The sequence below is a fragment of the Verminephrobacter aporrectodeae subsp. tuberculatae genome (assembly GCF_026127385.1).
In the GTDB taxonomy this organism is placed as follows: domain Bacteria; phylum Pseudomonadota; class Gammaproteobacteria; order Burkholderiales; family Burkholderiaceae_C; genus Acidovorax; species Acidovorax aporrectodeae.
The window spans coordinates 850691-862597 of sequence record NZ_QZCX01000001.1 but is presented as its reverse complement, the minus strand read 5'-3'; the positions used below and the strand labels follow the sequence as shown (position 1 = coordinate 862597).

The following is an 11907-nucleotide window of genomic DNA, read 5'->3' as shown; positions in this document are numbered from 1 at the left end:
CTCATGACCGGGAGCAAGTTGAAGCTCCCTCGGCGTGCCCACTAAGTTACTTGTGGCAAATCACGCAGGAGCCATTGCCTTCATCTTCGCCATAGACATCGTCGATGTCTTCTGGGCATGAACGGACAGGGCGCAAAGGGTTGATCGGAATCACCGCGCGGGCGCGCTCCCGACGTTTCTCAAAGTCGGCCACGATCTGGGCCACACGCTCGGGTTGCTCCAACTCGGCGAGAGACTCGCCAGAAGACCAGGTGAACGGCGAACCGTGCTCCAAGGCATCTTTTTCTAGGGCCTTTGCCTCTTCAAACTTGTCGGGGTGGCGCTCCCTGAGGCGCACCCATTCGATCTTCTGCTGGAAGAAGCAGAAAGTGCAGCCGCTGCGCGAGCGCCATTCGTAATACTTGGGATAGCCCACCCCGGACGATTCGAGGATGTCCATCACGCCGGCCTTGTCGATTCCAGCGGTGCGGAAAGGCAAAGACACGCTAAGGCCATCCTGCTTTGACGAATAGCCCTCGCGATAGTCCTCATCGGCTCGGATGGCCACATAGGACGTGACAGTGTCGCCCGAGGCGATCATGGGTCTGACCCATTGTTCGAACGGCGTCAGCTTGAGTTTGCGGGTGCACCAGCGCGTTTGGGGCGACGGCAAGAAGTGGTTGTATTCGCGCAGCCAGAAGTCAAAGTCGCGACGGGGGTTCAGCCGCTCAATGGACTTGCCCAAGTAGCCTTCAAGGCGCCCCAGGAACTCATAGACCTCGGGCAGCTCTTCGCCGGTGTCGGTGAAGAAATACTCAATGTTCAGCTCGGGGTGCGCCTGCCGCATGTGCACGGCCAGCGCCGCACTGTCCTTACCGCCTGAGATTCCGAGAACGTGGCGATCAGCCATGGTTTCCCTCCTCGTCGGCCGTCAGCCGCATGCCCGCCTTGGCCAGAATGGCGAGCAACACATCAGTTCCCAGTCCTTGTTTTCTCAGTTGGGCCGCGATCTCGTCGGCCTTGGTCTCCACAGCCTGGCGGTGCCGGTCGGTGATGTCGAAGGAGCGCGAAATCATCTTGGCGCCGTTGCCTGCGCCGATCACAACGGCAAAGGCTTCGCTGTTGGGTTTGCGGCCCTTGACCGAGACAAACGCCTCGGCCTGCCTGAACCGCAGGGCTACCTTGGAGATCTCGAGCGTCGCCGCGTCGATGTCTCGGTCCGTCCAGTCGCGTGGCGGCTTGTTGGCCGCCAGGCTCAGGATGCCCTCGATGCTGACCGTGCTGCCGTCATGCTTGGCCAGGCGGGTGGCGAACGAGTCTTGCCTGAGGTCGCCAGTGATGCCCGCGACCGCCTCGGCGCGAGCCCTCAGGCGGTCGAGCTGTGCCGGCGGAGCGTCCATGGCTTCGAGCATGGCTGAATCCACGCTTCTGAGCATGGCCTCGTAGGCGCCTGCCAATTCGGCGATGGGTCCGCGCAGGGCTTCCACATAGGCATCGCCATCACTGGTGTCGAGCAAGGCCACCAGATCGACGAATAAGACCTTGTGGGGGTCGCTCGCTTTGAGCAGGGTGTCTCGGATGGCTCGGGCGCTGTCGCTGAGCTGGTGCGTGCGCTGGGTCCACACCGGGAGGTTGAACACCAAGGCGACCAGCCCGCGGGCGGCCTCCAGCGGATCGCGCGCCTCGGCGGCGTGTCCCACTTCGGCCAGGATGTTGGCGATCCCGCCCAGGATGCGGGCCTTCTCCTCATCGATGACCACCCAACGCAGCGAGAAGCGGCCAGCGTCTTGAAGGTATTCGTCGATGTCGGCATCCGTAAGGCGCGGGATGAACATCGCGTCCTTGTAGACGGCCACATTGGATTGATGCGCCAGCAAAAACGCGGCGAGAAGCACCGGCTTAATGCCTGCCTTCACCCCAAAGGGCGCGGCGGACCATCGTTCAAGAATGTCGGAAGCCTTCACGCGCGCAGACGAGTCCACGAACATGTCGCGCGTCGCCTGCCAGATGGCGGCGAAGCGGGTTTCGCCGTCGGCGTCGGGCTGCACAAAGCGCCATTGCCCCTCGCTGACTTCGCGATGCAAGCCGGTGCTGCGCAGCAATGTCTCGTAGAGTCCGCGCTCGGCGGGGAAGCCTTCGATGCCAAGGTGCTCGACCCCTTCGTGGGACAGCATGCGGTGCAGCAGATCGCGGCGCGCCTTGACGCTGTTGCTCGACACGCTGTCTCGATTGACCAGCTCGCTCCACACCAGAGGAGCGCTCGAATAGAGCTCGTCGGCAAGATCGGATGCGACGGAGGACAGGCGGGCACCGGTTTCGATGGACTCTTCGCTGCCATAGAACCATTGAGCGTTGGTCACAGCAGCTTGCAGTTGCTCTTCCAAGTTGGCTTTGACGGCTGCCAGGCGCGCGTGGACTTCGCGTCGGGCCACGGCGTCGCCTTGAAGCTCGTGGCGGTCCTTGACGGCTTCGAGAGCCACCAGCTCGGCGCCAAGCTCCTCAATGCGGGCATGGCTGCGCGGGATGCCGACCAGCACCGGCCATGGGCTCTGCCGCGAGCTTTCTTGCGCCCTACGCTGCGCCACTTTGGCTCCGACGCCTCGGCCGGGAAGGGCGAGGGCGAACAGGCCGAACTCGCCCTTGGTCGGGACGTATTTTTCTGCCAGGCGCTCGGCTTCGTCGAGCTTGCTCAACGAGAGGTTCATCCATCGCATGGTGCCGGTCTTGTGATAGTGGCGCTTGGCCACGACCGGATGCAGGCCCATCAAGTGGGCAAGGTGGTTGTAATCGACGCCGGGCGATGCGGCCAGTGTCTTGGCAATGGCTGCATCGATGTCGAAGTCGCTGCCCTCGAAGACCGACCAAGCTCCGATGTGCTTCTTGAAGAGGGCTACGCGCATGCGCACGAGTTCTTCGAGCCCCTTTTCGATTTCGGCGATGGGCTGCTTGTAGAAGATCGCGCCAAGCACTGCGGTGTCGGCGGCAAGCCCCGATCCATTGCGGAACAGATCGATGACGGCGATGTTCTTGATCAGCTCGACCAAGAATGGGTTGCTGGTCTTGGCCTCGGTGCGCTCGATGGCTTCGACCGTTTGCGACCAGCGGTGGCCGTCGGGCGAGGCGAGGATCGCGGGCTCAAGGTTCGAACGCAGGTAGTCCCAATAGTTGTCCGGGCGATACCAAGTGGCCGATTTGATCGGGGTCGCTTGCAGGTAGGAGCGGAAGCCATGCGGTTCCACCGAAGCCAGAAAGCCGAACGTGCTGCGCTCGTTCTGCCCGAATTGGCGCTTGGAAATAGGACCAAGCAGCGCGGCCATGGCCGGATGCAAGGGCCAGCAAGTCGCCAGCGCATCGGCGAACCTGCCGCCAACGGCAGGTCGGCGCGATCGGATGGAATCGGCTATGGCGTTGGACGCCTCTTTCATCTCTTTCATCCATGATGGCGAGCGGCGCTCGGCTTCGATGGCTCGACCGATCAGTTCCACCACTTCGTCGCTTGCAGCAACGAAAGGCAAATCGACATAGCGGCCCTGGACCTTGGCCCATTCGTCGCGAGTGTCGGTGCCTAGTCGGGCGCCATATTGGGCGAAGGATTGATGCAGCACGCCCACGACCACTAGCTTGCCATTGACGCGTGCGGCGGCTTCCGCGAGCTCTTGGAAGAAATAGACATCGTCGCCGTACCCCAAGGCCGAGGCTTCGAGGAACTTGCCCATTTCGTCGAGGATGACCAGCACGCCGTCTTGCGAGCAATCCTCGGTGGTTTGGCATAACTCATTGATCAAGTTGGCCGGCGAAACCTTGCGATGGTCCGTGCCCTTGGCTTTGCGCAGGGCCGCATTGAGCTCGGCGACCACGCTGCTGCGCTTGCCCACCACGGGAACGGTGAGCCAACCCTTGCGGGTCGGGAACGCTTTGTCGAAGGCGGGCATCGCTCCGAGCCTGAGGACGTTGCGCGCATGGGTTCGCAGGGTTTTGTCGGGATGCAGCGCGCTCGCGAGAGCCACGGCGAGCGAGGACTTTCCGCCACCAAAGGGGCCGGTCCAAGTGAATGAGCGTTGATTGGTTTCAGTCAACTGCCGAGCCATGTTTTCCAAGATGGCAGTGGCGGTGGAGTGGCAGATGTAGCCCGCCAAGGCGTCGCGCCGACCCAAGTCAGCATCCACGCGGATTGAGCGTTGGTAGTGGCGCGATATATGGACGAAGTCCGAGAGCAATTGGCCTTTATCGTCAGTCATAGGCTCTTCGAATCATTTCTCGGCGCATCTCGTTGGAGTCGCCGGTTTTTTTATGGACTTGGCGAAGGCCGGCTGTGTCGGTCCATGCCAAAAAGCCGTCGGTGAAATCACTTAGGCCCATGAGACGCTCAGCCACTGAGTCTTCGTCGAGTTTGAACACGCGGCCCGGCGAGCCCTCGCCATAGGCGATGATCTCAAACGCCATCGAACTCAGGCCCACGGCCGAGCTGTCCCAATAGTCGAGAAGCGCGTATGCGAACAGACCATCGTGCAGCGTGGCCTTGGGGCCTCTACGGAACGCGTATTGGCCTTTGTGGACTTCTTGAAGCAAGCCGAGTTCGCCAAGCAGTGGCTCGGCGAAGTCTTCGGGTGATCCCCCGGCAAAGCGCGGGGCATAGCTGCGAAGGCATGTCTCCAAGTCGCGCGAAAGCGTGGATGCCGAGAGCCTGCGTTTGGGATCGAGCTTGCGCGCGAAATCTTCAAGCGGCGCCTCGAGTTCTTGGCGCGTGAAGGTGGGCGCGGTCACATGGTTGAAGAGCCACCGCCATGTCGTGGCTCGGTTGCCTCTGCCGGCGAGCCACCAATGCGCGTGCCATGCGGTCGAGGGGTTCTCGGCGTAGGGGTCCAAGCCGCCATCGCGCAGAATTTCGCTGGCGATGGGGGAAATTTCAAACGATTGCGGATCATCGCCGGAGTCGCGAAGGACATCGCATGCCATCGCCCAATGGCGGATGGATGCGACCATGTTTTTGCCCACGCCGAACGAGGCGATGGCGTTCTCATCTGCAAACGCGGCCTTGGGCACGCGTCCGCCTTCAACCGCTTGGTCAAAGGCCTTCTTGAGCCACATTTGGCGGAGCGGAAATGTCTCGTGCCCCGAAAAATGGACAGAGATCCCCGATCTCGCTGTTGTTTTCATCGGGAAGATTGTAGCGCCGGAGTGGTCCGAACTGGCGAAGTTCACCAGTTCGACGACCTCGGGGTCTTCGCCAAGCGGTCCTTCTTGCTTGTGCAAACGTCTGCACTCGTCGACGACAGGGTGCATGGCTCAAAATACTGTGCAAAACGCTTGGCCTTTGGCATGCGCACAACCTGCTCGGCCAAGTTGTTCGTGAAAGGCACATTCGGGTCAGTCATGAAACGCCAAACGTTATCGCTGTAATCACGCAGCCGACCGATCAGGTTGGCGGCCTTGCTCCGCTTAATGCGACCGCCTTGGCCATTGGGCTTGGCGCACGCGCACCGCGCCCGGTCCATGTCAGGGCGGATGCTTGCTGCCCGGGAAGTGGAACAGATCAAGCAACAGGGTTTTCATCCATTCGTGGAACGCGGACGTTTCGTGGCGCTGGTGCCAGAACAGTTCGACCACGCGCGGCGGTGCCTGTAGCGGGACGGGCACCCGCAGCAGGCCGGCCGTGCGGGGTGCGTCCAGGTCCTTTGACCATGGCAGCACTGGCCATCAGATCGGATTGGCGAATGGCATCGTAGGCGGCCGCGTAGTGGTTCACGGTGACGACCAGATTGCGCTGCAGGCCCCGGCTGCGCAGGAACAGGTCGCGTAGCCCGGCAGGGTCTTGCCGACCAAGCACGAACAAGCACGCGCACCGCGCCCGGTCCATGTCAGGGCGGGTGCTTGCTGCCCGGGAAGTGGAACAGATCCAGCAACAGGGTTTTCATCCACTCATGGAACGCGGACGTTTCGTGGCGCTGGTGCCAGAACAGTTCGACCACGCGCGGCGGTGCCTGTAGCGGGACGGGCACCCGCAGCAGGCCGGCCGTGCGGGGTGCGTCCAGGCCCTTTGACCATGGCAGCACGGCGATCAGGTCGGATTGGCGAATGGCATCGTAGGCGGCCGCGTAGTGGTTCACGGTGACGACCAGATTGCGCTGCAGGCCCCGGCTGCGCAGGAACAGGTCGTAGCTTGGCAGGGTCTTGCCGACCAGGCTGACGTCGATGTGGCATGCGCTCAGAAACTTCTTCAGCGAAAGTTTCTTCAGCGCACCGAGCGGATGGCTGGCGCGCATCACGCAGACAAAGTCCGGCGACCACAGCGCCCGGGATTTGAGAAACGCCGGCCGCTGCACCTCGTCGGTGTACGCGCCGATCGTGAAATCCGCATGGTTGTCCGCGAGCACCCGGCCGAAATCGACCAGCGTGTTCGGAATCGCGTGCACGCGCATCGACGGCGCGCACGCGCTCAGCCGGCGGGTCAGCCGCGGCACCACGATGCTGGCCACGTAGTCGGACATGGCGATGCTCACGCTGGCGCTGCTGTGCAGCGCGTCAAAGCGGCCCTCCTCCAGGGTGCCGCGGATCGTCTGCAAGGACTGCGCCAGCGGCCCCCACAGGTCGATCGCGCGCCGCGTGGGCTTGACGCCCGCGCCACTGCGCACGAACAAGGGGTCGTCGTAGGTCGCGCGCAAACGGCGCAGCGCGTTGCTCACGGTCGGCTGGGTGAGCGACAGCTTGCGCGCCGCGCGCGTGACGTTGCCCTCCGCCATCAGCGCCTCGAACACCTTGAGCAAATTCAGATCGGTGCTGCGATAGCTCGTCATCGCGTAGAACCATTCAAGCGATCGATATTCACCATGGTCACTATAAATTTGTTGCCATATCGCTTCGACCTTAGCATGCACGTTGAATGCCATCGGCCAACCCCCTGCGAAATTTCGGGAGACACGCATGACCGTCCTTTCGGCGCGCATTGAGCGCCTGCCGTTTTCCGGCTTTCACCGGCGCCTGCTGCTGATCGGCGGGCTGGGCTATACCTTCGACGCCATGGACGCTGCGGTCATCGCCTTTGTGCTGCCGGTGCTGCGCACGGCGTGGAACCTGGACAGCGGTCAGGTGGGCGTGCTGGCCAGCGCGAATTTCATCGGATTCTTTTTTGGCGCCCTGCTGGCGGGCTCCCTGGGCGACTTGATCGGGCGGCGCATGGTCATGATGTCGGCGCTCGCGGTGTACTGCGTGGCGTCGTTCTTCAGCGCCATGGTGAACGACTGGAACAGCTTCCTGGTCCTGCGCGTGCTCGCCGGCCTGGGCACCGGCGCCGAGAGCGTCATCATTGCGCCCTACCTGTCGGAGTTCGTCGCACGCCGCTACCGCGGCCGCTTTACCGGCGCGCTCGCCGGGTTCTTCTCGTTCGGCTTCGTCGCGGCCGCGCTGCTCGGCTACCTGATCGTTCCGGCGTCGGAGGACGGCTGGCGCATCGTCATCCTCATCACCGCCGCGCCGGTGCTCATGCTGCTGTGGTGGCGCCGCGTGCTGCCCGAATCGCCGCGCTGGCTCGAAAGCCAGGGGCGCAACGCCGAGGCCGACGCCGTCGTTGACGCCATGGAGCACGCCATCGTGCGTGGCGGCCAACCGCTGCCCGCCCTGGACCCGCACGACGTGGCCGCCGCGCCGCCAAGCAGGGAGCGCGGCGGCCTGTTGAAGAACTACGCGACCCTGCTGTCGCGCAGGCTCCTTCCCACCACCAGCATGACGTGGCTGATGTGGCTTTCGATCACCTTCAGCTACTACACGTTCTTTACCTGGATTCCCAGCCTGCTGGTGCAAAACGGCATGACCATGACCAAGAGCTTCGGTTATTCGCTGGTGATGTATCTGGCCCAGGTTCCGGGCTACTTTTCCGCCGCCTGGCTGAACGACCGGATCGGCCGCCAGGCGACCATCGTCAGCTACATGCTCATGGGCATGCTGGCCGCGCTGGGCATGGCGTTCGCCCGGGGCGACGCGCAGATCATGGCGGCAGGCGTGCTGCTGTCGTTCTTCCTGAACGGCACCTACGCGGGGGTCTACGCGTACACGCCGGAAGTGTTCCCCACGCAGGTGCGGGCAACCGGCGCCGGTCTGGCGTCGGCCATCGGGCGCATCGGCGGCATCACGGCGCCGATTCTGGTGGGCTACGTCTATCCGAAGCTGGGTTTCGCGGGGGTCTTCGGCACCACGACCGCTGCGTTGCTCATGGGCTCGGCAGCGGTGTGGATCATGGGCGTGCCAACGCGGGGGCGCTCCCTGGAAGACATCGCGACAGAAAAAATTTCCTGAGGAGCACCCGATGGCAGACCCCGAGAACCCCATGCTCCGGCAGTTGGCCGACGTGGCCCGCGCGCACGACGACGCCTGCCAGCCGCGCGCGAGCTTTGAGGCCATCGACCGGGCGGCGGCGGCGCTCATCGGTCACCGGCTGTTCACGATCCTGGTCCACCACCGCGCGGAGCAGGCATCGCAGCGGATCTACAGCAACATGCCCGAGGCCTACCCGGTCAAAGGCCGCAAGCCGATCACCGACACGCCGTGGATGCGCCGCGTCATGGTCCAGGGCCTGCCCTATATCGGCCGCAATGCCGACGACATCCGCGAGGTGTTCTTCGACCACGCGCTGATCCTGTCGCTGGGCTGCCAGAGCGTGCTGAACATGCCGCTGCGCTGGCAAGGCCAGACGCTCGGCACACTGAATCTGCTGCACCAGCAAGACTGGTACGCACCGCACCACGTCGAAATGGCCAGCGTGCTCGCGCAGCTGGCCGTCGTGGCCATTTTGGCAAACCCGCTCTGACGACCGACTTTTCTCTGCCCAAGGACCTTCCCATGACCACCACCGTGCTGTTCAAGAACGCCCAACTGCTCGACCCCCTGCTGGGCGAACTGCAGGAGGGCCGCGACATTCTGGTCGAGAACGGGGTATTCAAAGAGGTTTCGGAGCGCCCGATCCGCACGCATGCGGCGCAGCGCACCATCGACGTCAAGGGCAGGACCGTGATGCCCGGCATGATCGACCTGCACGCGCACGTGGTCGCGGTCGAGCTCGATCTGGCGCGCCAGATGTCCCTGCCGAATGTGCTGGTCACGCTGCGCAGCGTGCCGATTCTGCGCAGCATGCTGCGCCGCGGCTTTACCACCGTGCGCGACGCCGGCGGCGCGGGTTTCGCGCACCGGCAGGCGGTGCAATCGGGCCTGGCGCAGGGCCCGCGGTTGTTCGTCAGCGGCCGCGCGCTGAGCCAGACCGGCGGACATGGCGACATGCGCGCGCGCACCGATTACCTTGGCGACCCGCATTGCTCCTGTTGTGTGCGCGTCGGCGCGCTGGCGCGCGTCGCCGACGGCGTGGACGCGGTGCGCAAGGCCACCCGGCAAGAGCTGCAGATGGGCGCGGACCAGATCAAGATCATGGCCTCCGGCGGCGTGGCGTCACCGACCGACCCGGTGGGCGCGCTGGGCTACTGCGAGGACGAAATCCGCGCCGTCGTGGACGAGGCCCGGGCGCGCGGTACCTACGTGCTGGCGCACGCCTACACCGCCTGCGCGATCGCCCGCGCCGTGCGCTGCGGCGTGCGCAGCATCGAGCACGGGAATCTGGTCGATGCCCCGACCGCGGCGCTGATGGCGCAGGCCGGCGCCTACGCGGTGCCCACTCTGGTGACCTACGACGCGCTCGCGACCGAGGGTGCGCGCTACGGTCTGCCCAAGGAGAGCGTGGCCAAGGTGGCCGAGGTGCGCGAGGCGGGCCTGCGCTCGCTGGAAATCTTCAAGCAGGCCGGCGTGAAAATGGGCTTCGGCTCCGACTTGCTCGGCGACTCCCAGCGGCTGCAAAGCGACGAGCTGCGCCTGCGTGCGCAGGTACTGTCCGCCGCAGAGGCCATCGCCAGCGCCACCGTGGTCGGTGCCGAAGTCCTGGGAATGGAAGGACGCCTGGGCCGCATCGCCGAAGGGGCGCTGGCCGACCTGCTCGTGGTCGATGGCAACCCGCTCAAGGACATCGGCTGCCTGCTCGGGCAGGGCGAGCGCATCCCCCTGGTCATGAAGGAGGGCGTGATCGAGTTCGACGCGTTGTGAGCGCGGGTCGCGTCCGAGGTCATGTGATGATATTTTCGGGGCAGGACACCAGCTGCCATGCACACACCCCATTTCCACCCCGACGATGCAGCCGACACCGCCATGCGCGTGTTCTGGCAAAAGGGCTACGCCGCCACTTCCATCCAGGATCTGGTCGATGCCACCGGCCTGTCGCGCAGCAGCCTCTACAACACGTTTGAAAGCAAATACGGCCTGTTTCAACATGCCCTGCGGCGCTACCGCGGCCAGACCCTGCGCAACGCCGTGCTATTGGCCGAGGACGGCAGCGCGCAGGCGCGCGTGCGGGTTCTGCTGCAAGGCATCGCCGAAGAGGAACTGCGCGATGGCAACACCTGTGGCTGCCTGGTCGCGAACACCGCGCTCGAAATGGGCGGCCGCGACCCCACCGTCACCGCGATGCTCGGAGAACACTTCGCCACGCTGGAAACGGCCCTGACCGCCCTGATGCAGCGCGGTCAGCAGCGCGGCGAGATCGCCCGGGAAAAATCCCCGGTTGCGCTCGCACGTTTCCTTGTCGCCACGGTCCAGGGCCTGCGCGTCATGGGTCGCGGCCACGTCGATGCCGATCGAGCCGCGCGTCTGGGTGACATCATCGACACCGCTGTCAATGCGCTGTGAGGCGTTGGCGGCGCGTGGACCGCCGCATTGCGGTGTTCAGACTGTGTAGCGCAAGCGCCGTACCACCGCCTCGTCAACCTCTACCCCCAGACCCGGACCATTCAGAGGACTTGTGAAACCGTCCATCTGCCGGACCGGTTCGGCGACAAGCTCCTGCTGCACGGCTACCGGGAAGGGCTTGAGTTCGAGCAGCCGAGCGTTTGCCGATGCCAGTGAGAGATGCAAGCTGGCCGCTGTGGTGATCGCCGTGCTCCAGGCGTGTGCATTCACCGTCAGCCCCGCCGCACCGACGCGCCGATCGATCTCCCGAAAGCCCGTAATACCCTCGGCGCGCGCCGGATCCACGCCGACCACGTCCACGGTGGAACTATCGATCAGCCGCTGATACCCCGATACCGTCCACTCGCGCTCGCCGCTGGCGATGGGCACGCTCAGCGCCCGCTTGAGCGCGCGGTAGTCCTGCAAATGCGTAGGGTAGAACGGCTCCTCGATCCAGCCGATGCGGTGCTCGGCCATGCGTCGCACCGTATCGATTGCGGTCAGGGCATCCCAGCGCAGGCCGTTGCCGACGTCCACGAGGATCTCCGCGTCCCCTCCCGCCTCGCGACGCAGACCTGCCACGAGTGCAATGCTGCTTTCCGGGTCGTGGCCGACGGTGGAAAGAGACTTCTTGCCCAGCCCCAGCTTCACGCTGCGAAAACCTGCCGAGAAAAAGCCCAAGGCCTCATCAATGCAGGCGGACAGGCTGGCCTTGTTCACGTGGCAGCTGGCGTTGGCCGGCAGGCGCTCATGGACCCGGCCCCAGAGCGCCGAAAGGGGTCGGCCCTCCATTTTTCCCTGAATGTCCCACAGCGCCATATCGACCGCACTCAACGCGAAGCAGGCGATACCTCCCTCGCCGTACCACCAGCTATGTTCGCGCATCTTCCGCCAGCATTGCTCTGGCGTCACGTCGCCGGCTTGCAGCAGCAACGGGGCGAAACCCTCCTCGATCAGCAGGACGGTCGCACGGCAGGCTTCGGGCCACATCGCGATGGCCTCGCCCCAGCCAACCGTTCCATCCCCGGTTTCCAGCCGCGCGAGAACCGTCATGCGCTCGCGATGGAGGTCGTTCGGATCGAGGTAGCGAAGGATGTGGGTCTGAATACGCGCGAGTTTCATGGGGATCCCTTGCTCCTTGAGATTCCGTGGAATCGGGTCTTGACGCGAGGA

Annotated in this window: 11 protein-coding genes; 4 read left to right on the top strand and 7 right to left on the bottom strand. The window is 64.3% G+C overall.

The annotated features are described in order from the left end of the window. Positions 1 to 46: 46 nt before the first annotated feature. The 6 genes from D5041_RS03670 to D5041_RS03650 all read right to left on the bottom strand — a co-directional run bounded on the left by D5041_RS03670 (position 47) and on the right by D5041_RS03650 (position 6773). Positions 47 to 889 (bottom strand): phosphoadenosine phosphosulfate reductase family protein, encoded by an 843-nt coding sequence (locus D5041_RS03670; protein ID WP_265258265.1) that lies wholly within the window; start codon positions 887 to 889, stop codon positions 47 to 49. Next, positions 882 to 4217 (bottom strand): ATP-binding protein, encoded by a 3336-nt coding sequence (locus tag D5041_RS03665; protein ID WP_265258266.1) that lies wholly within the window; start codon positions 4215 to 4217, stop codon positions 882 to 884. The genes D5041_RS03670 and D5041_RS03665 overlap by 8 nt, the downstream gene beginning before the upstream one ends. After that, positions 4210 to 5262, bottom strand: coding sequence for a DUF4007 family protein (locus D5041_RS03660; RefSeq protein ID WP_321161935.1), 1053 nt, complete (start codon positions 5260 to 5262; stop codon positions 4210 to 4212). Before D5041_RS03660 ends, D5041_RS03665 begins: the two co-directional genes overlap by 8 nt. Next, entirely contained in the window at positions 5178 to 5474 is a 297-nt protein-coding gene (locus D5041_RS22080; RefSeq protein WP_407702215.1) for an IS66 family transposase, read from the bottom strand. The genes D5041_RS03660 and D5041_RS22080 overlap by 85 nt, the downstream gene beginning before the upstream one ends. Before the next feature lies 1 nt (position 5475). Then, positions 5476 to 5670: a type 2 periplasmic-binding domain-containing protein gene (locus D5041_RS03655; protein WP_265258267.1), complete on the bottom strand. Its 195-nt coding sequence runs from the start codon at positions 5668 to 5670 to the stop codon at positions 5476 to 5478. 167 nt (positions 5671 to 5837) lie between these two features. Further along, complete coding sequence (locus tag D5041_RS03650; protein WP_265282293.1) at positions 5838 to 6773, bottom strand: LysR family transcriptional regulator; 936 nt, start codon at positions 6771 to 6773, stop codon at positions 5838 to 5840. A 127-nt stretch (positions 6774 to 6900) separates the two neighbouring features. On the opposite strand from D5041_RS03650, the gene D5041_RS03645 reads away from it, so the two are divergent. Genes D5041_RS03645 through D5041_RS03630 form a run of 4 tightly spaced genes read left to right on the top strand, consistent with a single transcriptional unit; the run spans position 6901 to position 10695 of the window. Further along, a complete protein-coding gene (locus D5041_RS03645; protein WP_265283892.1) occupies positions 6901 to 8268 on the top strand; it encodes an MFS transporter in 1368 nt (455 codons plus the stop codon). Positions 8269 to 8278: 10 nt separating this feature from the next. Further along, positions 8279 to 8779 (top strand): GAF domain-containing protein, encoded by a 501-nt coding sequence (locus D5041_RS03640; protein ID WP_265258269.1) that lies wholly within the window; start codon positions 8279 to 8281, stop codon positions 8777 to 8779. A 32-nt stretch (positions 8780 to 8811) separates the two neighbouring features. Next, entirely contained in the window at positions 8812 to 10056 is a 1245-nt protein-coding gene (locus D5041_RS03635) for a metal-dependent hydrolase family protein (RefSeq protein WP_265258270.1), read from the top strand. Between the two features lie 57 nt (positions 10057 to 10113). Next, positions 10114 to 10695: a TetR/AcrR family transcriptional regulator gene (locus tag D5041_RS03630; protein ID WP_265283891.1), complete on the top strand. Its 582-nt coding sequence runs from the start codon at positions 10114 to 10116 to the stop codon at positions 10693 to 10695. 36 nt (positions 10696 to 10731) lie between these two features. Here D5041_RS03630 and D5041_RS03625 read toward each other — a convergent pair whose 3' ends face one another. Then, complete coding sequence (locus D5041_RS03625) at positions 10732 to 11856, bottom strand: mandelate racemase/muconate lactonizing enzyme family protein (RefSeq protein WP_265283890.1); 1125 nt, start codon at positions 11854 to 11856, stop codon at positions 10732 to 10734. Positions 11857 to 11907: the final 51 nt, after the last annotated feature.